The following is a 25,528-nucleotide window of genomic DNA, read 5'->3' as shown; positions in this document are numbered from 1 at the left end:
TCAGCCCTCTTGAGCGAACGAAGCGAGCGAAAAGGGCACCGTCCTCCCGAGACGGGACTCGGGAAGCGGAACTCGGGCGTTACATCCACTCGTAATGCATCAGAACTTCAGGATTAAAACTCTGCATCAAACTGTTTTCCGTATATCCAAAAAAGAGGCAGCCACTGCAATTTTTGACAATTTCCTTTCTGTGTTCTTCCGAATTTTTCCAGACGCTTTCAAAGCCGTCCAATATCACATTTCCAAGAGGTTCGTTGTGCACACGACAAGTTTCCATAGTGCCGTCATGAGTCACATTTATAATAACCCCACTAGCCCTGCATTTGTAATCCATTTTTCCGTCCCTAACCATTTTGAGGTAGGTTTCGGAATTGATTATCGGGTAGCCCTGCTTCTTAAGCTCGATTATGTGGTCAACTGTACAGTGGAATTTTTCCTTGTCACGAATTCCGATATCGTTCCAGATTTCCTCACTGATTCCGGGGAACTCGTGAACAGGCTCGAAGGAAACTTTCACTCCCAGCTTTTTTGCAAGCAAAATGAGAGTCTCGATATCGTCCAAGTTTTTTCCTGTGAGCACGCAATTCATCAGGATGGGATTCTTCTTTTTCTGAAGTTTTCTAACCCTGATAGCTTTTTTTAATCCCTTCAGCAGAGTTTCGAAATCCATCCTGCGGATCTCTTTATAACTATCTACTCCATCCACTGAAACCGAAAGGTAGTCTACATCTACCAGTTCTTCAGCCCTTTCATAGAGCAATTTTCCATTCGTGACCATGGAAGTGATCATCCCGATTCCTTTGGCATGCGCCATAATCTGGGGAAGATCCTGCCTGAGTAGAGGTTCTACGGTCCAGGCATTATAGACACCGATTCCGAATTTTCTAGCATCGTCCAACAATTTAAAAATATCTTCTCGAGGTGGCTCTTCTCCAGTTTTCTTCCAGTACTCACAGAACTTGCAGCGCATATTGCAGCTAGCATTTACACCGTGAGAGAGGACAAAAGGGCGTTTTCTTACTCGGATCTGCCAGAGCGCTCTTGAAGCCAGGATAGGATCAAATCGGGACATAGAAATCTCTTATCTATTTTTTTCTATAAGACTGCTTATTATTCATTATTTTTTCTATTATAACCTTTTTTTGGAGAGCTAGTTTGTAACACATATTTTTTCGACTCTATCTAACTTACGGACTTATGAACCGAAGCCCGCGGATAATTTGTAAACCACTTAATACATAGAGAGTGATCAGATATGATATCAAAGTAAGCTAAGTCAAAGTTATCTGCCAAGAATCGTGTGAAAAATTCTGTGTAAATAATAAAAAATGAGTTAACTGCTAATTTATTCATAACTAATTTTGAGTGGGCTTAACAGTTACCGGACTTAAAACGTTTCCATGATTCCTGTACGTTATTGCTCTAACTAAAAAACATATTCCTATAACCGGCATCACAAAGAGCCAATAAAATGCCTGAAAAGCGACAACAGCATCAAAAGTCGGCCCTCCTCTTGAAAGTGCATGTAAAAGTCCACTGAGCGTGAAGAAAAGGAGTAACATCGAAAGCATACTTGCCACATATGAAACTGCAAGATATGCATTCATCGAGTCAGGATGTCTATCCATAGATAAGAAGACCAGTGCCGAGAACGGGGACAGTAACGCCATAAATAGCATCACGAGTGTTTCTGCGATGCCGATGTGGTCACTAAGAAGACTAAAAAAATTCATCCAAAAACTTGCGATGACCGGTATAAATAGAGAGATGCTTAACGGGACTGCCAGATACCATCTGGGTAGTACTTTTCTTGCTTCCACCAAAAAAAGAACGGAACCCAAAAATGAAATAATGCTCAATAACTCTGTCAAGTCCCCGAAAGAAAGTATTGTGACAGATATTGACCAAAGTATACAACTTATTATTAAGGCTGCGGCCCAGTAAAACATAAAGATAGCAGACATCAATGCCAGTGCGATTTTTATCCTCATTAAATCATCGCCATAAAATATAAAAATCGGGTGAAAATTGTTCACCCTATCAGGTCATAGAATTCGTTTATTGATCCTTCGTCTCCTGCTGCACTATCTACAACTCTCAGCCGCCAGTTGTGCACATTCTGGAGGCCTTGCACGTGTACTGTAAGCTGGAGGTTACTTCCTCCCTGATGGTCCCATATTTTCTGTTAAAAATTACTAATTTCAAAAATCTCCCAAAGTATACGTAAATCTTACATATACTTGAGACAGTATTAACTTCAAAACATAAATTTTTTTTACTGTATAAGTTCAATTCAATAAATAAAAATAACGGGTTAGTTCCAAAATTTAAGCTTATAATCTTTTGAAAAACATACCTTATTAGCTCTTTATTAGTTTCTTTGAATATTGGATTTTAGAGAATCAATCTTATTTTAGATTAAGAAAATGACTCAAAAAATTTTAATGATTCGTAATAATATGAGTTTTGGTATCGACTCTCTATATAGCTCTATTATTGCTTTTAGCCTGAGCAGATTGTGTTTTATAATCCAAACAAATTGGATATTATAACAGAGAATCGACTAGAAAAGATAAAGAATTCTACAGTAAAATCAGCTAATTCTACGTTATTAAACTACTGCTAAAATTTCTATTGAAAAAAGAGCGCTCGCCATATTGGCGAGCTGTAGGTATTAAAGTTTTATTTGCGTTTATCCGAAGAGAGCACCGAGGCCGGCCATTCCGTCTTCTTCAGAGTGGTCTTCTTCCTCTTCTTTCTCTTCTTCAGCAGGAGCTTCTTCTGCGGCAGGGGCTGCTGCGCCTGCAGGGGCTGCTGCGCCGGCTGCTGGAGCTGCGAATGCTGCCTTTGCAATTGCTTCTTCGATGTCCACGCCTTCAAGGGCTGCTACAAGGGCCTTTACCCTGGATTCGTTAACTTCGATACCTGCTGCCTGGAGAACGGCAGTGATTGCGTCTTCGGTAATTGCTTTACCAGCGTTGTGCAATAAGAGAGCTGCATATATATATTCCATCATTAATCACCTAAGTTTTAATTATCGTAAATTTATTTATCCGAAAAGGGCACCGAGACCAGCCATTCCATCTTCTTCGGAGTGGTCTTCTTCCTCTTCTTCCTCTTCTTCCTCTTCTTCCTTTACTTCTTCTTTCTTCTCGGGTTCCTTGGCTACTGCGGCTGCTGCGCTTGCGGCCGCTCCGAGAACTTCCCTCAGTTGGTCATCCACGGCATTTGCATCTTTGTCTGCGGCTTCAGATGCAACGGATGTCATCTGGACATGAGCTTTTGCCAGTAAGGCATCCATGACTCCAGAATCAAACACAACAGCATTGACACCAAGGTTCTTTGACTCTGCAAAGGCTTTTGCCAGCAGGGTGCCGATTGTTGCGCTTGTCGGGTATGCAGTGTTGACAGCGAGGTTGAAAGCGCTCTGAGCTGCTCTGGTAATGTCAGAGAAGTACTGGCTTTCATCAATTGCAAGGAGTTCCGGCTCGTAAATTGCTCCATTGTCATAGGCGGCTCTTAAGTCCAGCCCTACAATGAGAGGGTATATCTCCAGCTTTGCAAGCATGGTTGCGAGTTTCTGCGGGACTACCTCGCCGGCTTTACAGACAACCTTCGTTTCCTTTATTGCAACTTTCCCTGCGTCTATTGAAGCGGGAATCCCTACGCTCTGAAATTCTCCAAGAATAGGACCAGGTGGGAAACTGGTAGGCCCCTTCTGAACAATAATGTCTGCAGGAGCTATTGCGCCTCCTTTAATTGGAGAAGGAGTTTTTGTTTGTTCTAGTACTTTATAAAGCTTGAAGGGACTTTCGTTAGTAAATACCAGAGCAGTCTGCTTGTCAAGGTATTTATTCATCTCGGGAATACTTTCTCCGAGCTGGTTTAAAGCCCGCTCAGTAAGGGAGTTCCTTGAGACCTTGAGCACTGCAACGTCTTTAAGGTCCCGACGAATTTTCTGGATCTTGGTTGCAAGAATGCCTTCGATTCCAACCATTCCAAAGACCTTATGGGACTGAATGAGCTCTATTATATTCTCGACCTCATCCTTTTTCCACTCTGGGACGCGCTCCGTGTGATGCTTCTCCTCTGCCATTTACACCACCCTTTCGGATTTTCCCATAGTTGTCGTGACATAGACTGTTCTCAGGTTGTGCCTGCCTTTATCCAGGACACGCTCCAGCCTGGACACTATAGTCTCAATGTTTTCGGCAAGATCCTCGGGACTCATGTTCCTTCGGCCGACAGGCACATGGAAAGTGAGCTTGTCTTTTGACCTCAATCTGATTGCATTTTGCTTGCTCTGGATAAGTTCGCCTATGTCTTTGTTAGGTAAAAGCGGGATAGGCATTTTTCCTCTGGGTCCAAGAACAATACCCAGGTTCTTACCAATTGTTGGCATAAACTGGGTTTCTGCAATAAAAAGGTCATATTCGTTTGCAAGAGTCCTGGCTCGGGTTTTATCAGCCGCCAGTTCATCGAGCTCAACATCAGAAATAACATACGCAGCACCGGCAGCCTTTGCTCTGAGGCCCACATCACCTTTTGCAAAAACACCGATCTTCAGTTCTTTTCCGAGCCCGTGAGGAAGAATTACTTCTTCATCGACTCTGTTACTTGGTTGGTTCATGTCAAGATTCTTCAAGTTAATAGCCAGATCTACGCTTTCAGAGAAATTGCGTTTTGGCGATTCTTCAAGTACTTTCTTGACAGCTTCCAGTATACTTTTTTCTGCCATCTTGTTCCTCCCCGTAGTGTTTGAACTTACATGTTCAAGCAGCCTTTTCGGCTTACTACGGTTGGTCTTAGGGCTTTCCCATTAATCCGGATATTCTGTTATTCTTAACGATAAGCCACTAGTAACTGTCTTTTTTATATACTGCAATGACATGCAAGGTTCTTGAGCTATTAGTGCTATCCAATTTAAAACTATTGGTGATGACGAAATTCCGGATTAAGTAGTAAAGGGATGAGAAGGTTTACCACTCCTCACCAGCAAGCAAATCATCGAACTTGCCCTGATCAAGTGCCTTCTGGCTGTCTCTAGCCTTAGCTCCCTCTACAGTCACGCCCATAGGGACACAGGTACCCATTACCTCTTTCATTGTTGCCCTGAGATCATAGGAAAGTACGTCTTCCTTTTTCATCCGGGCGATCTTTGCGACCTGCGGAATGCTGATGTTTCCAACAACTTCACTTCCCGCATTTCCGGACCCTTTTTGAATCCCTAACTCTTTCATAATCAGGGATGCAGTGGGTGGAGTGCCTACTTCGATCTCGACATTTTTCTTGTCGTCAACAATTACTTTTACAGGAACCTGCATACCATTATAGTCCCTGGTTTTTTCGTTGATTTTTTCGACAACTTCTTTTATGTTGACCCCAAGCGGACCAAGCGCCGGACCTAAAGGTGGTCCAGGATTTGCTTTTCCTCCGGGGACAAGTGCTTCAACAATACTTGTCATCTGAGTCTCACCGGTTTTTAAGTATAATATTTGTAGATCTGTTTAGATCCACTTTAAGTACTGGTGATTTTATTTATTAATAAGCTGGAATTTTAGGTATTTTTCCATCTCGCTGTGACTTCACTCAGTTTCTTTTTTCAGTATCCTTACAGTATCGCCACGAATCGTGATGGGAATCGGAACCACAGCATCGAACAGTTCCACAGTAATTTCCTCATGCCCTTCATCAACCCTTTTAACACGGGCTTTCTCGCCTTTAAAGGGTCCTGAAGTGACCTCAATTATAGCCCCTTCCTTGATCCCTGTTACTGTTGGTTTGGGTTTAAGGAAATGCTCAATTTCAGCAATTGAAGAGCTCCCTTTCACAAGAGCCCTTGCATGGGGAATAGTCTGAATTGCCAGTTCTATAATTCCGGGTTTAGGAGCCTCGACCAGGACATATCCTTTTAGCTCATCAGGAGCCAGAATTGCCCTTATATCCAGCTTCTCCTTTTTCGAAACTCTGGCAAGGGCTGTTGCAACCGATCTTTCTTGGTTTGCTGTAGTTTTGATTACAAATATCTGAGAATCCTCACTCATTTGGCCACCCACTGGGGCAACATTGTCAACAGTACGTATATTATAAATCCTATTGCTCCCACAGCCAGAATGCCAACACCTGCAACTTTGGCAATGGTCAAGAACTCTTCCCTGGACGGTTTTCTAGTAAGTTTCAGGACTCTCAGGTATGCCCGGATTACCTGACCAACGCTTTGTGCAGTTATTTTCGGTTCAAACGTGGATTCTACCATCAATTCACATCCAGGTTTTCTTTATTCAATTTATCATTCTTTAATTTTTGCCTAGAGTTCTTCCTATGGGTTTTCCATTCCCGAAATTCGCTTTTCTTATTCGCTTTTCTGACATCTAGAATTTCCGGATTTATATTAAGGAAGGAACGGGCGGTTTATATTATTAATTCCTATTATATGAAGATATCACTGCCACGCTTTTAAAACATCAAAAGATTCCGATGCTGGATTTATATTTGTTCCAAAGCTTTAATCGTGCCAGTAGAAATATTTCTTTTTTGATGCCGAATTGTATCGGCACCATACAGCATTTACCATAAAAATAGTTTTCGATTGGTTTTTATTCCTATCCCTTATTTTTATTTTAAAGAGAGGAAAACAGTATTTTCTCCAACCGAAGATTTTAATCCATTTTATCTCTGGTATGATCACTCTACAAAATCAATTCCATATTTAAAGGCGATATCCTTGTCGTTTCCGTGACCATAAATCTGAGCGGATGTTACTCCTGTAACCACAATCATAGTACGTACGGTTTGTTCGAGGTCAGGGTCAACCTGTGCGCCCCAGATCAAACGGGCGTTTGCGTCTATCCTGTTGTAAACTTCCTGAACCACAGATTCAGCTTCAGAAATTGTCATGTCAGGACCTCCAACCACATTAACAAGAGCAGAAGTTGCACCTGAGATATCCACATCAAGAAGCGGGCTGCGCAAAGCTTTCTGTACGGATTCGACAGCTTTGTTTTCTCCGTCGGACTCTCCAAGCCCTATCATTGCAACGCCCCCATTCTGCATAACAGTTCGGATATCGGCAAAATCGAGGTTTACAAGTCCGGGTTTTGTGATCAGTTCGGTGATACCCTTTACGGCTCTCATAAGAACTTCGTCTGATACTTTGAAAGCAGCCTGAAGCGGAAGCCTTGGAACTACTTCGATCAGCTTGTCGTTGGGAACCACTATTACCGTGTCTGCGACATCTCTAAGGCGTTCAAGACCGGCTTCTGCGTTGGTTCTGCGAACATGACCTTCCACACTGAAAGGCAGGGTGACGACTGCGATCGTAAGGGCTCCTGCGTCTCTGGCAGCCTCAGCTACTATAGGTGCTGATCCTGTGCCGGTTCCTCCTCCAAGTCCTGCGGTAATAAAGACCATGTCAGAGCCTTCGACAACGCTGTTAATTTCGTCGATACTTTCGATTGCAGCATCTTCTCCGATCTGGGGGAGACTTCCGGCTCCAAGTCCGCGGGTTTTCTTTTTCCCAATAAGAATCTTTTTGCCGGAGCGTATATGAAGAAGGTGCTGAGCATCGGTATTCAAGGCAACAAGGTCAGCTCCCTGTATTCCTTCTCCCATCATACGCTGGATGCTGTTCGAGCCGCCGCCTCCGCATCCTATCACTTTGATAGTTGTTTTAAGGCTTCTGAGGATCTCTTCGAGTTCAGCATCTACATCTGAGTCTACTACGTCAGAGTAATCTAAATTTGAGTACTCACTCTGCCCGGCACGTCCTTCCTGGGCAGATCGAGCAAGGGCTTCTTCCACAATGGATCTCATGATACTGTTTTCCTCCATCCTATGGGGTAATTTTAATGACTGGTATTAAAAAATAAATGTATTTTTAGAGGGAACATGTGTATTTTATCCATCACATATACAGTTTCCAATTTAATAGTTTTCCTGTTCAAGTCTTTAAACTTATAATGTATTTGTTTAATAATTTAATTAAACTCTTCTACTTTCCTATTTAGCCTCAGGCATTTCCCCCACAGTTATTAGGATCCTGTTTTGCCATAATTTGGAGTGTTCTTTAATAGTTTAGAATTTTTTTTAATAATTTTAAATTTTCGTTAATGTTTTGGAATTTATTATAATAGTATAGAATTGTTTAATAATTTCAAATTTTATTTAATGTTTTGGAATTTTATTTAACAATTTTAAATTTTGAAAATTGTTTGAAATCTTATTAAATTTCTTGGACTAAAATGTTTATTTTTTATTATTTTATTTTTCTGAAGCCTTCCATGTATTTTTACCTTTCTGTTTGATTAAAAACAATTACGCTTTTCCTCTGGATTCTCCCAGGATAATACCTGTCGCAATAAGGTGGGCAACCCTTAAAGGCTCAGGGATATTGCTTCTTATCGAAGTAAGTCGGATAATCTTTTTAACAGTCTCTATACCTATGCCTGCTCTCTGGATATAAATAGAACTCTTTTCACCTAGAATTCTTTCTATTTTTCCGGCCCGCTTTATTATCGTCCACCGTTCCTCTCCATCCGGGAAGTATTTGAGAGCGGATTTTATTTTCTCGAAATTCGGATAGGACCGCATAACCACAACTACAGGAATTCCGGTTTCCCTGTAAAGCATCTGTATATCGACAACATTAAAGCCTCCATAAGTGATTCCATCAAGAATAACCGTTCTTATCTGGCCATAATGTTTACTCTTCTTTACCATGTTACAGATAACTTCAGTAGCATCAAGCCCGTCCTTTGTGATTTCTGAGCGAAGGACCCCGTCAATCCAATCTCCTCCCCGAAAAACAGCTCCAACTATCATCACTTTTTCATTGAGGAGCGCAGAATCGTCTATGCCTAAAATTCGAATTTCGGGCTTGATATGAAAATCTGTATTCACGGGTACTTCTTATGTATGGATTACAAAAATAGTTTGTCGATTTTCCTTCAGATTTTCGAATAAAAATCCTTTCCAGAAAAATTTTCAATTTTCCGGTAAAACACCCTTCCTCTCAAGCTAAAGTAAAAATAAGCCAAAGATAGAAATGAGCCCCTAGAGGGCTTTCTATTCGGTTTACCGGAAACTTTTTTACACGAACATGGTTTCAGGAAGACTGGCAGGCATCATTTTCTGCGTATCCGCAGCCATAGAGACTTTACCCACTGCTTCTAGGAAATCGTCCATCTCAATCAGTTCTTTGTCTTTCCTGACCGCAAACATACCTGCTTCAGTGGCGATTGCCTTCAGATCCGCTCCACTCATTCCTTCGGTAGCTTTTGCAAGCCTCTTAAAGTCAATATCTCCTGCAAGAGTCATTTTTTCACAGTGGATTTCGAGAATCTTTCCTCTGGCCTCTACTCCGGGCATGGGGACATGGACAAGCCTGTCAAATCGACCTGGCCTGAGAATTGCCGGGTCAAGGACATCAGGACGGTTTGTTGCTGCAATAATCCTGATATTTTTTCGTTTATCAAAGCCATCCATCTCTGCTAGCAGTTGCATAAGTGTCCTCTGAACCTCGCGGTCTGCTCCCGTCGTTTCATTCAAACGCCTTGCAGCAATTGAGTCCAGCTCATCAATGAAAATAATACTCGGGGCCTTTTTCCGGGCCATCTCAAAGATTTCTCTTACGAGTTTGGAACCGTCCCCAATGTATTTTTGCACGAGTTCAGAGCCTACAACTCTGATAAAGGTTGCATTGGTTCTGTGAGCCACAGCTTTCGCAAGCAGAGTTTTGCCTGTTCCCGGAAGTCCATAAAGAAGAACTCCCTTCGGAGGATCGATACCTATCCGAGCAAAGCGTTCCGGTTCAATGAGAGGAAGTTCGACAGCTTCCTGAAGTTCCTGTATTTGTTCATCGAGACCGCCGATCTGGTCATAGTCCACTTCTACGCTTTCGAGGACTTCCATTGCAGCAACAAAAGGTTCTTCCGTAGAAGGAATAACCTCGGCAATAGCAAGCGTATGCTGATTCAGGGCAACCTTTGCCCCTGGCAGCAGTTTTTTCTCATCGATATACTGTGAGACATTAACCAGAAACTGAGGTCCGTTACTGCTTCGGACAATAATCCTATCATTCTTAATTACATCAATGACCGTACCAATGATGAGCGGAGAGGTCTTCATCCGATCGAGTTCAGACTGCAGCTTTCGTATCTCTCGTTCATACTTTATCTTTTGGTTTTCCAGATAACGTTTTTCGGATTCGATCTGGCTGCACTGCTCTTCCAGATAACTGTTTCGGCTTTCAAGTTGCCTCATTCGGTCCTGGACGCTTTCAGTCACTTCCCCCAGCTCTCCAGGCTCGATTCCGTCATACACAGGTCCGGGCTTACCAAGGTGACTGCGCATGCTTTCATCCTTACTTTTGGTACTTTCCGTCATGGAGCTCCGAATAATATTTAAGTTCATACCGTATATAGCGTTTTCGAAGTGATCAATATGCAGTGCGAAATATGTGGTGCAGAGATCCGCGGAAAGCCTATATGCATTACAATTGATAACAGTGAGCTCCAGGTCTGCCAAAAATGTGCTCCTTACGGTAAACCCGTTGATAAGCGAACTCCCGTGTCAAGAAAAGTCTCTCCGGTGGTTCGAAAGGTAACACGAACTGGAAATAGGCCAAAAAAGGATTTTTTCGATATTTTGAAAGACGAACTCCTGGACAACTATGATCAGATTATCCGGGAAGCAAGAGAAGCAAAAGGCTGGTCTCAGGAAGACCTGGCTGAAAACATCAAAGAAAAAGTATCTTTAATCAAAAAGATAGAACGCAGCGAAATCGTTCCAGAGGATTCCGTCCGAAAGAAACTCGAACACGCTCTTGACATTAAACTTACGGAACGTGTGGAGGAGTCAGGACAGGAAGTATCTCACCTGAAGAAAGATATGACTCTCGGAGATATAGTGAAAATAAAAAGAAAGTAAATCTCAAAGCAGATAAAGAGAAGTAAATCTCAAAGCAGATAAAGAGAAGTAAATCTCAAAGTAGAGGAAGAAAAGTATTTAAACTGCCGGCTCTGTTCCGGCAATAACACCTAATTTCTGGCAGTTTCTCCTTCCGGAAACGACAGAGGGTCCCATATGAATACATTTTTTTAATCCCCTCTGTTTATATGTGCTTTTTATGGTTTCAGGCCTTTTTTGTTTTAAGCCTTTTCTTTGCTTTAAATCTCAATTTCAATTTCATAGACCTTTTCAGGATTTTCTTTATGAATAGCCCAGAAAGGTTCTTCCCCATACATTTCCATCAGCTTTTTGGTTCTTCTTGGAACTGTTTTCGGGCCGAGTACTGCACCTGGCCTGTCAGAGTCATCAATGTAATCAGTTTCCATCATGAACCGTGTACCTTCCTCAATCGCTTGTTCAATTGCTCCTTTTAACGAAATCACTCCTGGAAAAAGCCCAAGTTTCTCACAGGTTTTTACCAGAGGTGGAGCATAATGTTTGACAACTTTGTACATTTTAATTCCTGTTTTTCTAGCCCTCTCTGCTATATCCTGAAGTTCAGGCTCTCCCACACTTTCAGTATGAAGCTGGACCGCACAATCCTGTTCTTTTCCCAGGGAAAAAGCATACTCCATAACCTCGTTCGAAGCCGCCCAGACTTCCGCAGACACAGGGTAATGAGGACGCCCTGACTTAATTCCTACGGCAAGCCCCTTTTCAACATATCCAGAGGCAAGTTCGAGCCCTTTCTTCATGATTTCTGTAGCTTTCTTCAGTTCCATATACTCGGTAAGCCTTGAGATTTCTGCCGGATGGACTCCCAGTACAGGAAAAGCTCCAACTTCCATCTCCCTGATTTTTGACGCTATTTTTATAGTTTCGTCAAAAACTTGAATGTAGTCTTCAGGTTTTTTGACCATTATTCCAAGCGACCAGCTAGGTTTGGTGACCAGAATTATATGAGTTCCTCCAGAGTTCTTGAAATCCTTTACTGCTTCGAGTCCCCGAACTCTAGGGTCGATATGCATATGATTATCGGTAATAGGTATTTTTGCAGGCATTTTCATCCCTCAAAGGTATGAAGTTCCGGGTAAGTCGGGAATAGAATTTTCTGAAAATCTTAATTTTATTTTTAGAAATGTGCGCAGGTATTTATATATAGGACCCAGCTTCGCATTAGAGATTGCTCAACATGTTAGAAATTGCGCGACATGTTAGATATTGCTCAGCATATTATTAATTACCCAAAACTTGAAATATATAGCCTTACGTTGAGTACGCTGGAAGATTCAATTATTTATAAAGAACTTTGAAAAGTTCCCCTTTTTTAGCTTTTCAGTCGCTACGGTTCTTTAAATACGAACCCTAAGATCTGGTGATAATTATGAGTAAAACCGCAGCAGTAATCAAAGGTGACGGGGTAGGCCCCGAACTTGTAGACGCAATGCTTAAAGTAACAGAAGCCGCTGGCACAGACGTTGAATTTGTGATGTGTGAAGCAGGAGCCGGCTGGTGGGAAAAGCACGGAGGCAATTCCCTTATTCCAGATGAGACCTGGGACATCCTTGACAGTTCAGATGCCTGTTTTAAAGGACCGACAACCACACCAGGAGGGATAGGTTCCCCAAGAAGTGTGGCTGTATCTATAAGGAGTAAGTATAATCTTTATGCAAATGTCAGACCAATCAAGACTTTCCCCAATTCAAGTGCTCCTCTTGGAGATGTGGAAATGGTTTGTGTGCGCGAGGGCACAGAAGGCCTTTATATTGGAGAAGAAATCCAGCTTACAGATGACGTTTCAATTGCAATCCGTAAAATCACACGCACTGCATCCCACAAGATTGCCAGCTATGCTTTCGAGGAAGCAAAGAGAAGAGGCTATGACGCTGTTGTGCCCATCCATAAGAGCAATATTCTGAAACTGACCTGCGGCTCTTTCTTAGAAGAGGTAGAAAAGGTTGGGAAGAATTATCCAGGTATCGAAATCTGGCCCTATCATATTGACAATATTGCCCAGCAACTGATAAAGAACCCGCAGATATTCAATAAAAAGGTTCTTCTTTCTACAAACCTCTTTATGGACGTAATCAGTGAAGAATGCTCGGCCCTGGTAGGCAGTATTGGGTTAATCTACTCTGCCAATATAGGGGATTCTTTTGCAATGTTTGAACCTGCTCACGGGTCAGCTCCAAAGTATGCAGGCCAGGACAAGGTTAACCCTGTGGCAACTGTACTTGCAGGAGCATGGATGCTTGATTACCTTGGCGAAAAGGAAAAATCCGAAGCGATATTTAAAGCTACAAAACGCGTAATTTCCGAAGGTAAGTATGTAACTTACGATCTCGGAGGCAATGCAAAACTCAGTCAGATGGCTGGCGAGATTGCAAAGTATACGGCAGAAATTCTCAAATAAGAAGGTACTGAAGGAAATACCTTTCATTCCTTCAATTTTTCGTCTTCAGAATCGGTTATCTTTTCTTCGTTGTTTAATTTACCTCGACCTGCACGTCCCGAGCCGCAGATCGGTTGGTATAGGAAGTATTTTTCGACATAATCAAAGAGCTCTTCATCAGATATGCAGGAAATTCTTTCTTCATCATCATAGAGTTTCTGAATTTCTTTCTGGATTTTCAGAAGTCTGGGGTCGTCTTTTTCCACAATGGTTTCAACATCAAGAAGGTCATTTAAGGTCTCCTGAATTTTATAACGGATAACTTCCAGACCAGAAGAGTCACCTATAAGCAGGAGCCGCTTTCCCCCTACCAGTTCTGGAGGGTAAGGTTCATAGTTAAAGGGATTTTTAAGAACGCCTGCGGCATGTATTCCAGATTCGTGAGCAAAAATATTTTTCCCGACCACGGCTTTGTTCCTGGGAACCCGCAATCCCAGTTCTTTTTCCATGAATCTTGCAAAGCGAGTAACTGGTTCAAGGTTATATTTTTCAAAACCTTCTACCCTATCTTTCAGGAATAGCAGGATTTTTTCCATCTCGCTATTTCCTGCTCGTTCTCCGATACCCAGGAAAGTTACACTTGTCCAGTTAGCTCCGTGCCAGAAACCTGCAATAGAACTTGCTGACCCAAACCCGTAATCGTCATGAATATGGGTTTCTATATTTTTTACCCCGATTTCTTTTTTGAGGTGCTGCACAATTTTCGGGATTCCATAAGGCTCATCGACACTAACGAAGGGCATCCCGTATCCTACAGTATCACAGACCCGGATAATACAGTCAGGATCGATCTCGATAATTTTTTCAACTAGCGGGAAAACAAAGCCATAATTGTCTGCTCTTGTCATATCCTCAAGGTGAGCCCGTGTGCGAAGTCCATGGTCGACTGCATACTGAAGAGCATCCAGATATTTCTCTTCGGCTTCTTCCCTGCCTGAAAGTTTCATTTTGGAGAAAATATGCGTATCCGACACAGACATCAGGATTCCTGTTTCTTTCAGTCCATCAACTTCGAGAATTTTGTCTATATCAGCTCTTGAAGCTCTTGCCCAGCCTGTGATTTCAGGAAACTCATACCCGATATCAAGCATTAGATCTACAGCATCTCTATCCCTCTTATTGAATACGAAGGCCTCGAGTTTTTCGATTCCTATCTCGTGCAGATACTCATAGATCTGGAGCTTGTGCTCTCTGCTCAGGACGATTCCTGGCATCTGGGAACCATCACGGATAGTGCTGTCACTTATGTACACATCGTTTCCAGAGGGCAGCTTTAGTTTGGGTAGATCTTCATATGATTCGTAAACTTTCATTACTTTTCCTCCTTTATTTCAAGTGGCAGGAACCTGTATCGATAGAGCGGGCTTTCACTGCAAAGATCTTCCTGTGAAAAAGATATATTTCAGGTATACAGGTCAGAAAATAAGTTATATTCAACCTAAGAACTCTAGCTTCTTGTTTAAAAAACACTCTTTAGGGGAGCACTTACCACTGTTCTTCAAAACAGCATCTTACATTCTATGCTGAGATTTATATCTTATCTTATATCCTATACTTAAGTATATGTCGTTATAATTAAAATCTCTTTCTTTTAAAATACTTAATGTGTTTTCCTATTCATATTTATATTATTTATAGTACCTATACTATTTAATTTACCAGGAGTGATAGGAGATACTACTTATTTTTCTTCTGTAAAATCCCTGGAGACTTCATGAAAAAGGCTACTTAGAATTGATGTATAAGGTTTGTCCAAAATTTATCTTTCAGAAGTTGTATCTGCTTTGTTATAGCTTCATGAAAGTTTACTTTCCTATCTTGCCCTTCTTACCGGTAATAAGGTATATCTACAACAAATTATATTTATATTCGAGCTGATCTGAAAAGTATGATTAAATTATATCTGAAAAATATGATTAAATTATATCTGAAAAATATGATTAAATTATAAATCTGGTTTAGCTATAAACTTGACTTAATTATGTTTGTGTATATCTGTAATTGTCTCTGAACAATACACATTTTCCAGCTCTGATTAATAAGTCGGGTATTAAATAAAATTAAAAATTATATAGTCATATATTTAGTTACATTTGATATATTTACTTTATTTTATCTCGAGGTAAACATGTCCGAAATAGTAAGCGTTAGCGGCGGTCCGACAAAACCTGAAATCATTGCTGTGTCCCTTTCCAAACTCGGATTGCGGGACGGAGATCGGTTTGCAGATGTAGGCTGTGGTACGGGATCGGTATCGATTGAAGCCGCAAAACTTGCCCGAAAACTCACTATCTATGCGATAGATGCCCGAAACGAGGCTCTGAGAGCCACTGAAATGAATTTCAAAAATTTCAATATAAAAAATGCCCGTATTTTAGCTGGCGAAGCCTCGGATCTCCTGAATTCGGAAAGTTTTACTGATTTTATTGACTGTGCTTTTGTCGGAGGAACAAAAAATATTGGTTCCGTGCTTGAGACCCTTGTAAAGAAGAAAGCCAGAAGTATTGTGGTAAACGCAGTCCGAATAGAAACGGTTGTCAGAACAATTGAGGCAATGAAAAAACTTGGAATTTTTGATGAAGTAGTTCATATTTCAGTTTCGAGAAGTGCACCAATTGCCGGAGAAACAATGTTCAAACCCGAAAACCCGGTATACATCATTGTTGGAAAAAAACAAAACTGAAAATTGTCTTATAATTTTAAATCTTCTTTACATTTATTTTTATAACTAATGGAGCGATAGCATGTTAATTGGAGTAGGACTTGGTCCCGGAGACCCTGAACTTCTGACCCTCAAAGCAGTGGATGTTTTGAAAAACAGCGATAAGGTGTATGTACCAGGCCGCCTGGCAAAAGATCTTGTGGCTCCTTACGCAGATGCTGAAATCCTTGAGTTTCCCATGATAAGGGATATTGAGGTTCTTAATTCTCTCTGGAAGGAAAATGCTGACAGGGTGGCAGAAGAGGCAAGAAGAGGCACTGTAGCTTTCGGGCTTATAGGCGACCCAAACTTTTTCTCTACGTTTTCCCATCTCAAAAAGGTAATGCGCAAGCACTATCCGGATGTCGAACTTGCAACTGTGCCTGGGATAAGTTCAATCACATCCTTTGCTGCCAAGACCGATGTTGCGGTTGAAAGCTCTTTTGAAGTCAGCGACGGTTCTGAAATCGGACATAAGATTCGCTTGAAGGCTACGCAACCGAAGTCCATAGTTAAACAACTTGAAACTGAAGGATATACGGAGTTTATCTTTGCAGAAAAGCTCTTTTCGGACAAAGAGCTTATAATCCGAAATAAAGAAGAAATTCCGGAAAAGGGAAACTACTTCAGTATCATTTACGGAAAGAAGTGAAAGTGACCGATGTAATATTCAAACTTACATAAATTCGTGCAACTTACATAAATTCGTGTAACTTACATAAATTCATGCAACTTACATAATTTTGAAATAAAACACGAAAGCAAAGGGAATGGTCAGATGGAAAGGAAAGTATATTTTGTGGGAGCAGGCCCAGGGAACCCGAAACTCATTACCGTACTTGGGCGTGAAATGCTTGAAAAAGCCGACCTTGTGATGTATGCTGGCTCTCTAGTAAACCCAGAGGTTCTTAATTATACGCATGGAGAAACAGTGGATAGTTATGGGTTAACCCTCGAAGAAACCACCAAAATAATTGCAGACGCTGTAGACGCAGGGAAATTCGTTGTTCGCCTTCACAGCGGAGATCCATCTCTTTACGGTTCCGTCATAGAGCAGATGGAAGAGCTCAGGAAACACGATATCGAAGTCGAAAGAGTTGCAGGGGTTTCCTCGATTTTTGCAAGCGCTGCCGCTCTTGGCACACAGCTGACTCTTAACGGCGTTTCAGATACTCTAATTATTACCCGCCCTGCAGGAAAAACTCTTGAAAAAGACCTTATCCCCGAGCTTTCCGCCTACAATACTACTATGGCAATTTTCCTTGGTACGCAAAAAATAAGGGAAATTATGGAAAAAGTCCGCTGCCCGAAGGATACACCTGTTGCAGTAGTGTTTCATGCGTCCTGGGAGGACGAAGAAATCATCACCGGAACTGTGGAAGATATCGCAGACAAGGTACAGGATGCAGGGATTAAACGTTCAGCAATGATAATTATCGGTGGGGTTGTTGACCCTAAAAATTACAGGAGGTCCTACTTATACGGAGTAGCCCAGGAACCGTTGTAATCACTTTTGAACGAAATAGGGAGATTGCGGCAAGAATAGCAGAACACCTGAACGCAGATATGCTTCTTTACGAGAAGAGCATATTTGAAAAGGCTTTTAAAAGCTATGGGGCAATAGTTGCGGTATTTGCCACGGGCATTGTGGTAAGGGATATTGCTCCACTTCTAGAGAATAAGTGGTCTGATCCTGCCGTGGTCGTGGTTGATTCAAACCTGAATTTCGCAATTCCCTTGCTGGGGGGCCACCACGGTGCAAATGAAATTGCCCGCAAGCTTTCTGAACTTGGAGCAGTTCCTGTGCTTACAACGGCGACAGAGGTTCATGGCAAACCTTCAGTAGAGGGCATTGCTGATAGGTTAGGCTGCGAAATTTTCAACAAAGAATCTACTGTAGCTGTAAACTGTGCCCTCTTAGATCAGGAAATAGAGGTTCTTGAGGTTAAAGGGCCCCGAATTGTTGTCGTAGATGAAGATGTATCCGTACTGATAAGAAAACAGCATAAGAATGCAGAAGTCAAAAACAACAATAAAAGTAAACAGTAATTGAGCTGTAAATTAACCAATCTGCACTTAAGTAAATTAACCTGCACAGGAACTCTTTAAGAATCAGAGACGATAATAAATGATTGTAGGAATAGGAACTCGCAGGGGCATTACGAAAGAAGAGGTCATTGAAGCCGTAAAACAGGCTCTCGATGAGTGCGGCCTGAGCCTGGGAGAAATTACAGCTTTTGCTTCTGCGAAACTTAAGGAAAACGAACAAGGGCTTCTGGAAGCGGGAGAGACGCTCGGCATTCCGGTGGACTTTTTGCCGGATGACGTGTTGAACAGCTACAATCCTCCTTCAGCATCCCAGGCTTCCCGGTTTGGATTAAAAGGAGTTGCAGAACCTGCAGCTCTGGCCCTTTCTGAAGAAAAACAATTGATTTGCAGGAAGAAAATCTATGGCAGAGTCACAATCGCAATCGCAAGATAAGGCAACTAAAGGAAAACTTTACATCGTAGGGATCGGACCAGGGTCTGTAGAACAAATGACGCTCAGAGCCAGAGATGTAATCCTTAATGCCGATTATGTACTCGGAAACGGTACTTACCTGGATCAGATAGCAAGCCTCCTCGGAACCCAGGAAGTAATCCGCAGCTATATGGGTAAAGAGGTAGACAGAGCAAGAAAAGCGGTGGAGCTTGCAAAAGTTGCAAATGTTGCCATGGTCAGTGGCGGTGATACCAATGTATACGGTATGGCAGGCATCGTGCTTGAAGTTGCTGAACATCAAGATCTTGAAGTTGATATAGAGATTCTTCCTGGAGTCACAGCAATTTTAGCCGGTGCAAGTATGCTAGGCGCACCTGTTGTAACAGACTTTGCAGTAATCAGCCTCAGCGACCTCCTGACTCCATGGGATGTGATTGAAAAACGGCTTAATCACGCTGCAGAAGCTGATTTTGTAATGGCTCTCTACAACCCGAAAAGCCGTAAGAGACAATCCAACTTTTCAAGAGCTATCAAAATTATCCGTCAGTACAAGGCTGATTCCGTGCCTGTGGGACTTGTGAAAAATGCTCTGAGAGGAGATGGTGAGGATAGAATCGTAACCACTCTTGGAAAAGTTATGGAATACGAAGATTGGGTAGACATGAGCACCACGATCCTTATTGGAAACGGGGATTCCAGGATATGGAGATCTCAAAAGAAGGATTTTATAATTACTCCCAGGGGGTATCAGAAAAAGTATGACTACTGAAGAGAATGCTAATGAAAAGGTAGGAAAATTCGATAATCTTGAAGAACTTACCGAGCTTACGGTTGATGTGAATCCCGAACTTGTAAGCATTTGTAAGGACTCAGGGGCAAGAACAGAAGAAGCAAAAGCCATCTATATGAAAAGCCGGACAATGATCCAGGAACTCATCGGCAACAAAACTCCCGAAGACCGCTTCCGCCAGCGCTGTGTTATTGCTACAGGAGATCTTTCCGTGGCAGATATCATGCGTTTCATGCATGACCCCATCCCTGCAGGCGTGGAAGCGATTAAAAAGGGTGCCCCGATTTTCGTGGATATCAATATGGTAAAATCCGGAATTACAAAGGCAGGACACAAATCTGAAATTATTTGCGTGCTTGATGAAGACCCGAATGCTGAAATTGCTAACAGGTACGGAATTACGCGTACATCAGCCGGCTTCCTCGCTGCCAGAGAGAAGCTCGATGGGAGTATTATTGCAATCGGAAATGCACCTTCTGCCCTTATTATGGTCTGCAAACTTATCGAAAAGGGTGTGAGACCAGCACTTATTATCGGGCTTCCGGTAGGATTTGTAAATGCAGCTGAATCTAAGGAAATAGTCCGAAACCTGAAAATTCCTGTACCCTCTATTAGTTGTGTCGGGACAAGGGGCGGAACCCCAATGGCAGTTGCATGCGTAAATGAGCTTGTTGCAATCGCAAGAGAAAGTGAAGACGAGAGATAAAGTTAAAAAACAACACTTTCTTTAGTTTTTTATTTTAATTTTTATCCAGCTTTTTGTTTTCAGTGTTCTTTCAGTTAACCGTTTATTTTCCAGTGCTTTTTTTGTTGAGGGACTTTTTTATTTTTTCGATTTATACATTAAGTTTTAAAAATAATTTTTTGTGTGTTTTTGTACTTTAGTATTATTCTTATTATAACTTAAAAAAGGGAGATTTGAACTTAAATAAACAGCTATAAGCTTTAAATTTGATTTATGAATAAATTAAAACAAAAGAACGTTCCTATGCAAGTTTGTCTAACTTCAAGTCTGCCTTATGAGCATGGAAAAATAAATATGTGAAGTTTTATTTTGAGGGATTTTGAGAGTCCTGAGAGTAAAGAAAGCAACTTGTTGCACAGGTATTTCTACTCAATAGATTGATCCTCAGGACCTGATAAATCCTTCTTATTTTTCTTTCCCAAGAAATTGGGATTTGACTTACTGCTTTTTTAAGTTAGGTTTACTACTCTCTTAATTCTGTTTAAACTCTGCGCCTTTAGGAGCATAGACCAACGCTTTCTGATGTTTATCCCTGGTATTTCAAAGTGTCTATCCCTGGTATTTCAAATATTCTGTATCTGGACTTATTTAAACAAACCATTGATAATGATTCTGATAGATCATATAAAGCCCGAAGAGTACCAGTATTGTTCCCGCTCCTTTTTTGAAGACTACATCCCACTTTGAAATAAGCCGGATTTTTGAAGAGGAAAAGTAGGCTGAGTACGCAAGTAAGAGCATTGGTACCGCAAATCCAAGCGAATAAACTGAAAGGGTAAGGGCTCCTGTAATAGTATTCCCTTTTAAAGCTACCATGGTAAGAATCGAGCCTAGAATTGGTCCGACGCAAGGTATCCAGAGAACACCGAGGGAAAGGCCAAGCAAGAAGCCTGAAACAGGCCCTTCGTCACCCATTTTCCCCAGAAGGGGAAACTTTGAAAATGCATTGAATAAACTTATGTCAAAGAGTAGTGCAAAACCCAGTAAGAGAATCAAAACCTCTGCCAGAATCTTCAGTTGATTTGTATACGCGCTGAACACCGCCCCAAAGGCAGAGGTTGCCACTCCCATTATGGTGAACGATATTGAGACTCCAAGCACTATTGCAAGGGGTCTCAATCTGTTTTTTCCTGCAGATGTTGCCAGGACAGCAGGCAGAAGAGGAAGGATGCAAGGAGACAGGACACTGATAATTCCTGCTCCAAATGCAGCCACAGGGGAAATAACTTCATAATCCATGGTTACAATTTCTTTTTATAGTTTATCTACGATAGTTTTTTTCCGGAACTCCGGGTTTTACCATAAGTTTGGACTTCTAACTTAATGAATTTAGAAATTAGTTGTATCTATTAAGTTTATTTTTATTATTATGTACTTTTCCCCTCTTGGAGAAGAGCAAGGTTTATACGATTCTCATAAACCTCTTTTTCCATTTGCCCTTGAATTCTAGCACTGAATCTATCCTTAGTGACTGTTCCATTCTCTTGCATGTAAACATAGTCCCCATCTTTAATACCCACGACCAAAGAAGTGTCAGGAACGTATCCAATATCAAAATAAGCTTCAAGGTCAGGACTCTCAGTTATATCTATAGACGCAATAGTAGCTTTCCCACTATATTCTGTTGCCAGCTCCTTAAGCATGGGCTTCATAGCCTGGCACGGTCCGCAGTGTTTAGATCCTATTTTCACAAGAACCGGCCCCTGCTCGAGAGATGCATTTATCTGTTCAAGGGAAGTCACTTCAAGAACATTACTTTCTTCCGGAGTTTCCTGAGAAGTTGTGTTCTGTCCAGATTCATTTGCTTTGACAATACCGTTTTCTTCCTGGACTTCCTGAAGGTTTGTCTGTTCAGATGCAGTTGTTTCGACAGTACCATTATTCTCCTGAACTGCCTGGATATCTGTGGAATTTCCCTGACTTTCATCAGTACAGCCCGCAGTAAAGACTACAGCTGCAAGCATGATCAATAATATAACTAATTTCTTCATGTTCTCAACGTTAATTTTTTATTTTATATTATATTACATATTATTTAGTTATATGGTAATAATTTTCTCGTTAAAAAATAACATTCATTTTAAGATAGCCTTTGTTTTCTACTGATTGTGAAATTCGAGTTTTAAAGTAGAATTCTCGACAAAGCTCGATTAATTAACTCTAAAGAAAGAAAATATATGTCTAGTTTAAGAGACTTTTGGTCTGTAGAAAATATATGAAAACCCTTAGAAATCAGACTTTAAAGATAAATATAATAAGTTGAGTAAGAAGAAAGAAAAGGAAGAAGAGATCTTAAAGGTCTAATTATAATTACCAGGTCAGCCGATTGAAGAAAAGTTAGCTGATTGAAGAAAAGCCAGCCAATTGAAGAAAAGTTAGCTGGTTGAAGAGAGAAGTTTTCCTCCAAAGAACACCAGGTTGCTGTTTAGCTTATTAAAGAGAGGTTAGCCAATTGAGAAGCTAACCAATCGAGAAAAGTTATATAACCAAGTAAACGTGTTAATCTTTCCTCTTTTTATTTTGCCTCACTCCTCTCCCAGAGTTTTTTCTACTGCGGTTATAACAGCTTCGAAGTTCTTCTCCCATTCCGTACTGTGGTCGAGCAGGCCCTGGATAACAGTGCCTTTATCTTCCATTTCTGCGACCTTTGGCTCAATGGGGAGACTGGCAAGAATCGGAATATTGAAGTCTTTTGAAGCTTTTTCCACACCACCAGTTCCGAATACCTCTATTGGCTTGCCGCAGTGGGGGCAAATAAGCCCATGCATATTGTCGACAAGCCCTATGATAGGCACGTTAAGTTTTTCAGAGAAGATTATTGACTTTCGGACACTGATAAGGGCTACATCTTGGGGAGTTGTAACAAGCACTGAGCCGTCGCAATTGGGAATGAGCTGAGCTACACTCAGGGGTTCATCTCCGGTGCCAGGCGGCAAGTCTATAATCAGGAAATCGAGTACTCCCCAGCTAACGTCTTCCAGGAACTGTTTGATTGCCCCCATTTTGGCAGGTCCTCTCCAGATTATAGGAGAATCTTTGTCTCCGAGCAAAAAACCGATAGACATCATAGAAAGGTTGGGAAGTACCGAGACTGGAAGAATGCCCTCTTCATTAACATCGGGTCTTTGAGACTCTAAACCGAAAATCGTAGGAATTGTCGGGCCATGAATATCACAGTCCAGAAGCCCGACTTTATATCCCCGCAGGGCCAACCCGGCAGCCAGATTTGCTGCAACTGTACTTTTCCCTACTCCTCCTTTTCCGCTCATTACCATGATCTTACGTTTAATGCGCCTGAGATTGACTACTATTTTTGGCTCTTCTGGCTTTTTCGATAAGCTCTCAAGTGGTTGAACCTTATCTGTCATTTTTATCGCCTGTGTAAAATTTACGTATTTTATCCCGGTTTTCAGATTTCTCTATTACGAGTTAGCATCTTCACTAATGTCAGCGCTCTCAGCGCTGATATAGTTACCGCCCTTTATTTCTATTGCTTTTCCTGTGCTAAGTGCAAGAGCGATTTTCATTCTTGCGGCTTTTAGATCTTCCCAGAAAGCTCTCCTTGATATTCCTACTCTGATGGCTGCATCTTCCTGCTTCAGACCTTCAACGTCTACAAGTCTCAGTGCCTCAAGCTCTTCTACTGTAATGGATACAACCTCAAGATCCGCCAGCGGGACCCCTCTAGGCTTGAAATATGTGATGTCGGGCGTTTGCTCAACACGCCTCGGACACTTTGGTCTTCCTCTGCATTTTTTCATAGGCTACTTATGCACATTGTGGAATAAATATATAACAATTTCTCTTCTATAATAGAAAAATATATATATTTCTAAATAGATGAGGGAAATTACAGTTACTTAGTATAAAAGTAGGAGAAGTTTTTATGAAAGTATACATACCTAAAAATGAAGCGATAAAGCGCTTCATATGCGTTTAAGTCCTGGGGAGTCAGGGATGTTGTAAGCGCAAAGGCGCGATAAGATAAACTTAGCTTCCTTTGGCGCAGATCTCCTAAAAGATCTGTTTTTTCCTCAAGTCTTTTTTAAAAGGCGTGCTGTCAAGACGTAGACCTCCTCAAAGAGAAACACCAGAAAATATCTGTGAAGATTATAGGTGAGAGTATGAACTTTATCATTAAACAGAGAGTTTTATTTTATAATTGTACATTTATTTTTCCGGTTTTCCAATTTATATGTAGGACTCTATCTATATATTTCGAGATCCCTCGTAGAAATATTTATACCTTCACAGCTTATCTGTGACTATAATTCCCTATTCATGTTAAAAACCCTGGGAGAAAAAAATGTGCAGTGCGCGTTATGCCGGATTAAGGAATGCGTGAAAGGCAAAAATTGTTCTGTTATTAAATATGGGCTTGAGTATACTGGCGATAATCTGAAATCAATTCAGATTTCTGCCTGGCTCGAATCTAATGGCGTGAAAAGGACAAAACTTGAAGAGATAGCTATTTATGCAAAAAGTCTTGGATATACAAAAATAGGAATCGCTTTCTGTGTTGAGTATGAGCGAGAAGCCAGGCTGGTTTATGATATTCTTTCAAGATATTTTGAGGTATTTTCGGTTTGCTGTAAAGTATGTAGCTTCGAAAAAGCCAGTCTAGGTATTAAAAAATCCGAGGACCTTGAGTTTGAAGCCGTCTGTAATCCTATTGGTCAGGCGCTGCTACTAAACGATGATCTTACGAATCTTAATATCATGTTGGGGCTTAAAACAGGCTATGACATCCTCTTTGCAAAATACTCTGAGGCTCCTGCGATAACGCTACCTATTGAAGAGTTACCCCAGCTAGCTGATTCAAAAATCGATATTATAGAATGAATTTTTAAAGTTAATTTTTAGAATTAGTTCTTTGGTTCTGTGAGTTGACACTCTGGAGAAAAATATGCTCAAAAAATCGAGCACCTCTGGAACGGGCTTTAAAGCCGGGTCTAAATGCCTGAAGATCAGAGCTCATCACCTTTGCTGCATCCAGGGTTTTCAGGGCTATGGATACAGCCCGATTTTTGTGACAAATTTGAAGGCCGTAATTTCAGAGATTAAGGCTTTTCCTTCAAGACTTCTGAAACTGGTATCCGAATGTGATGTAATCTGTGCATCCTGTCCAAGCAAAAGGGAATGCACTGCGAAGGACTCAATTATCTCTGGCAGGATAAGGAGTATGGATCTTGTTGTTATGGAGAAATTAAAGATAAAAGAAGGAACAATTATGGAGGCATATAAAGCCTTCAGTTTAGTCAATTCACAACTAGCTAACGCATCCGACATTACTGAAGTCTGCGGGACCTGCAAATGGAGGCAGAAGTGTATCTGGTGTACATGCAGGAAGAAGGCTAAAATTATGAAAGAAAAACTATGAAAGAAAAAATCATGAAAGAAAAACTATGAAA

At 41.3% G+C, this 25,528-nt stretch carries 29 protein-coding genes; 12 read left to right on the top strand and 17 right to left on the bottom strand.

Features of this window, described 5'->3' with window-relative positions:
• Nucleotides 1-79 precede the first annotated feature (79 nt).
• Together A9239_RS09375 and A9239_RS20380 are read right to left on the bottom strand one after the other, a co-directional pair.
• Entirely contained in the window at nucleotides 80-1,072 is a 993-nt protein-coding gene (locus A9239_RS09375) for a radical SAM protein (RefSeq protein WP_048156379.1), read from the bottom strand.
• Nucleotides 1,073-1,355: 283 nt separating this feature from the next.
• A complete protein-coding gene (locus tag A9239_RS20380) occupies nucleotides 1,356-1,670 on the bottom strand; it encodes a hypothetical protein (protein ID WP_230628997.1) in 315 nt (104 codons plus the stop codon).
• Nucleotides 1,671-1,746: 76 nt separating this feature from the next.
• On the opposite strand from A9239_RS20380, the gene A9239_RS20375 reads away from it, so the two are divergent.
• Nucleotides 1,747-1,944, top strand: a complete 198-nt coding sequence (locus A9239_RS20375; protein ID WP_230628999.1) for a hypothetical protein — start codon at nucleotides 1,747-1,749, stop codon at nucleotides 1,942-1,944.
• A 748-nt stretch (nucleotides 1,945-2,692) separates the two neighbouring features.
• Here the strand turns inward: A9239_RS20375 and rpl12p are convergent.
• The 9 genes from rpl12p to A9239_RS09325 form a co-directional block, all read right to left on the bottom strand.
• Entirely contained in the window at nucleotides 2,693-3,013 is a 321-nt protein-coding gene (rpl12p, locus tag A9239_RS09365) for a 50S ribosomal protein P1 (protein ID WP_048122092.1), read from the bottom strand.
• 36 nt (nucleotides 3,014-3,049) lie between these two features.
• Nucleotides 3,050-4,096, bottom strand: a complete 1,047-nt coding sequence (locus A9239_RS09360; RefSeq protein ID WP_048156381.1) for a 50S ribosomal protein L10 — start codon at nucleotides 4,094-4,096, stop codon at nucleotides 3,050-3,052.
• A complete protein-coding gene (locus A9239_RS09355) occupies nucleotides 4,097-4,738 on the bottom strand; it encodes a 50S ribosomal protein L1 (RefSeq protein ID WP_048122095.1) in 642 nt (213 codons plus the stop codon). It lies immediately after the preceding gene.
• Between the two features lie 241 nt (nucleotides 4,739-4,979).
• Nucleotides 4,980-5,465 (bottom strand): 50S ribosomal protein L11, encoded by a 486-nt coding sequence (locus A9239_RS09350; protein ID WP_048122097.1) that lies wholly within the window; start codon nucleotides 5,463-5,465, stop codon nucleotides 4,980-4,982.
• 120 nt (nucleotides 5,466-5,585) lie between these two features.
• Nucleotides 5,586-6,044 (bottom strand): transcription elongation factor Spt5, encoded by a 459-nt coding sequence (locus A9239_RS09345; RefSeq protein WP_048122099.1) that lies wholly within the window; start codon nucleotides 6,042-6,044, stop codon nucleotides 5,586-5,588.
• Complete coding sequence (locus A9239_RS09340; RefSeq protein WP_048122101.1) at nucleotides 6,041-6,256, bottom strand: protein translocase SEC61 complex subunit gamma; 216 nt, start codon at nucleotides 6,254-6,256, stop codon at nucleotides 6,041-6,043. The genes A9239_RS09345 and A9239_RS09340 overlap by 4 nt, the downstream gene beginning before the upstream one ends.
• A 428-nt stretch (nucleotides 6,257-6,684) precedes the next feature.
• Complete coding sequence (gene ftsZ / locus A9239_RS09335; RefSeq protein ID WP_048122102.1) at nucleotides 6,685-7,812, bottom strand: cell division protein FtsZ; 1,128 nt, start codon at nucleotides 7,810-7,812, stop codon at nucleotides 6,685-6,687.
• Nucleotides 7,813-8,313: 501 nt separating this feature from the next.
• The gene (locus A9239_RS09330) at nucleotides 8,314-8,898 is read right to left on the bottom strand and encodes a DUF99 family protein (protein WP_048122104.1); all 585 of its coding nucleotides are present in this window, start codon (nucleotides 8,896-8,898) and stop codon (nucleotides 8,314-8,316) included.
• Between the two features lie 189 nt (nucleotides 8,899-9,087).
• Nucleotides 9,088-10,383 (bottom strand): proteasome-activating nucleotidase, encoded by a 1,296-nt coding sequence (locus tag A9239_RS09325; RefSeq protein ID WP_048122106.1) that lies wholly within the window; start codon nucleotides 10,381-10,383, stop codon nucleotides 9,088-9,090.
• A 57-nt stretch (nucleotides 10,384-10,440) separates the two neighbouring features.
• On the opposite strand from A9239_RS09325, the gene A9239_RS09320 reads away from it, so the two are divergent.
• Nucleotides 10,441-10,926, top strand: coding sequence for a multiprotein bridging factor aMBF1 (locus tag A9239_RS09320; protein ID WP_048122108.1), 486 nt, complete (start codon nucleotides 10,441-10,443; stop codon nucleotides 10,924-10,926).
• Nucleotides 10,927-11,165: 239 nt separating this feature from the next.
• Here the strand turns inward: A9239_RS09320 and A9239_RS09315 are convergent, their stop codons facing one another.
• A complete protein-coding gene (locus tag A9239_RS09315) occupies nucleotides 11,166-12,008 on the bottom strand; it encodes a TatD family hydrolase (protein WP_048122110.1) in 843 nt (280 codons plus the stop codon).
• Nucleotides 12,009-12,331: 323 nt separating this feature from the next.
• Here A9239_RS09315 and A9239_RS09310 point away from each other — a divergent pair, with 323 nt between their 5' ends.
• Nucleotides 12,332-13,360 (top strand): isocitrate/isopropylmalate dehydrogenase family protein, encoded by a 1,029-nt coding sequence (locus tag A9239_RS09310; RefSeq protein WP_048122112.1) that lies wholly within the window; start codon nucleotides 12,332-12,334, stop codon nucleotides 13,358-13,360.
• 23 nt (nucleotides 13,361-13,383) lie between these two features.
• Here A9239_RS09310 and A9239_RS09305 read toward each other — a convergent pair whose 3' ends face one another.
• Nucleotides 13,384-14,712 carry an isopropylmalate synthase gene (locus tag A9239_RS09305; RefSeq protein WP_048122114.1) on the bottom strand — a complete coding sequence of 443 codons (1,329 nt, stop codon included), beginning with the start codon at nucleotides 14,710-14,712 and terminating at the stop codon, nucleotides 13,384-13,386.
• Between the two features lie 815 nt (nucleotides 14,713-15,527).
• Between A9239_RS09305 and cbiT the strand changes: the two genes are divergently transcribed.
• The 7 genes from cbiT (at nucleotide 15,528) to A9239_RS09270 (ending at nucleotide 20,078) form a co-directional block, all read left to right on the top strand.
• Complete coding sequence (gene cbiT / locus A9239_RS09300) at nucleotides 15,528-16,082, top strand: precorrin-6Y C5,15-methyltransferase (decarboxylating) subunit CbiT (RefSeq protein ID WP_048122115.1); 555 nt, start codon at nucleotides 15,528-15,530, stop codon at nucleotides 16,080-16,082.
• A gap of 61 nt (nucleotides 16,083-16,143) precedes the next feature.
• Nucleotides 16,144-16,752: a cobalt-factor II C(20)-methyltransferase gene (locus tag A9239_RS09295; protein ID WP_048122117.1), complete on the top strand. Its 609-nt coding sequence runs from the start codon at nucleotides 16,144-16,146 to the stop codon at nucleotides 16,750-16,752.
• 126 nt (nucleotides 16,753-16,878) lie between these two features.
• Nucleotides 16,879-17,607, top strand: a complete 729-nt coding sequence (locus A9239_RS09290) for a cobalt-precorrin-4/precorrin-4 C(11)-methyltransferase (RefSeq protein WP_048122119.1) — start codon at nucleotides 16,879-16,881, stop codon at nucleotides 17,605-17,607.
• Nucleotides 17,608-17,666: 59 nt separating this feature from the next.
• The gene (locus A9239_RS09285; protein ID WP_052712932.1) at nucleotides 17,667-18,149 is read left to right on the top strand and encodes a cobalamin biosynthesis protein CbiG; all 483 of its coding nucleotides are present in this window, start codon (nucleotides 17,667-17,669) and stop codon (nucleotides 18,147-18,149) included.
• A gap of 79 nt (nucleotides 18,150-18,228) precedes the next feature.
• Nucleotides 18,229-18,582 (top strand): cobalamin biosynthesis protein, encoded by a 354-nt coding sequence (locus A9239_RS09280; RefSeq protein ID WP_048122123.1) that lies wholly within the window; start codon nucleotides 18,229-18,231, stop codon nucleotides 18,580-18,582.
• A complete protein-coding gene (gene cobJ / locus A9239_RS09275) occupies nucleotides 18,551-19,351 on the top strand; it encodes a precorrin-3B C(17)-methyltransferase (RefSeq protein WP_048122125.1) in 801 nt (266 codons plus the stop codon). The genes A9239_RS09280 and cobJ overlap by 32 nt, the downstream gene beginning before the upstream one ends.
• On the top strand, nucleotides 19,341-20,078 hold the full coding sequence (locus A9239_RS09270) for a precorrin-8X methylmutase (RefSeq protein ID WP_048122127.1): 738 nt from the start codon (nucleotides 19,341-19,343) through the stop codon (nucleotides 20,076-20,078). The genes cobJ and A9239_RS09270 overlap by 11 nt, the downstream gene beginning before the upstream one ends.
• A gap of 627 nt (nucleotides 20,079-20,705) precedes the next feature.
• Here A9239_RS09270 and A9239_RS09265 read toward each other — a convergent pair.
• The 4 genes from A9239_RS09265 to A9239_RS09250 all read right to left on the bottom strand — a co-directional run bounded on the left by A9239_RS09265 (nucleotide 20,706) and on the right by A9239_RS09250 (nucleotide 23,878).
• The gene (locus A9239_RS09265; protein ID WP_048122129.1) at nucleotides 20,706-21,356 is read right to left on the bottom strand and encodes a cytochrome c biogenesis CcdA family protein; all 651 of its coding nucleotides are present in this window, start codon (nucleotides 21,354-21,356) and stop codon (nucleotides 20,706-20,708) included.
• A gap of 128 nt (nucleotides 21,357-21,484) precedes the next feature.
• Nucleotides 21,485-22,108, bottom strand: coding sequence for a co-chaperone YbbN (locus A9239_RS09260; protein WP_052712933.1), 624 nt, complete (start codon nucleotides 22,106-22,108; stop codon nucleotides 21,485-21,487).
• Between the two features lie 534 nt (nucleotides 22,109-22,642).
• On the bottom strand, nucleotides 22,643-23,485 hold the full coding sequence (locus A9239_RS09255) for an Mrp/NBP35 family ATP-binding protein (RefSeq protein ID WP_176722123.1): 843 nt from the start codon (nucleotides 23,483-23,485) through the stop codon (nucleotides 22,643-22,645).
• Between the two features lie 54 nt (nucleotides 23,486-23,539).
• On the bottom strand, nucleotides 23,540-23,878 hold the full coding sequence (locus A9239_RS09250; RefSeq protein WP_048122133.1) for a DUF134 domain-containing protein: 339 nt from the start codon (nucleotides 23,876-23,878) through the stop codon (nucleotides 23,540-23,542).
• Between the two features lie 547 nt (nucleotides 23,879-24,425).
• Between A9239_RS09250 and A9239_RS09245 the strand changes: the two genes are divergently transcribed.
• On the top strand, nucleotides 24,426-24,959 hold the full coding sequence (locus A9239_RS09245) for a DUF1847 domain-containing protein (protein ID WP_048123603.1): 534 nt from the start codon (nucleotides 24,426-24,428) through the stop codon (nucleotides 24,957-24,959).
• Between the two features lie 64 nt (nucleotides 24,960-25,023).
• Nucleotides 25,024-25,497: a DUF1284 domain-containing protein gene (locus A9239_RS09240; RefSeq protein ID WP_048122135.1), complete on the top strand. Its 474-nt coding sequence runs from the start codon at nucleotides 25,024-25,026 to the stop codon at nucleotides 25,495-25,497.
• The last annotated feature ends 31 nt before the right edge of the window (nucleotides 25,498-25,528 follow it).

The organism is Methanosarcina sp. A14 (assembly GCF_001729375.1).
Classification (GTDB): Archaea; Halobacteriota; Methanosarcinia; order Methanosarcinales; family Methanosarcinaceae; genus Methanosarcina; species Methanosarcina barkeri.
This window is presented reverse-complemented; position numbering and strand designations above follow the sequence as displayed.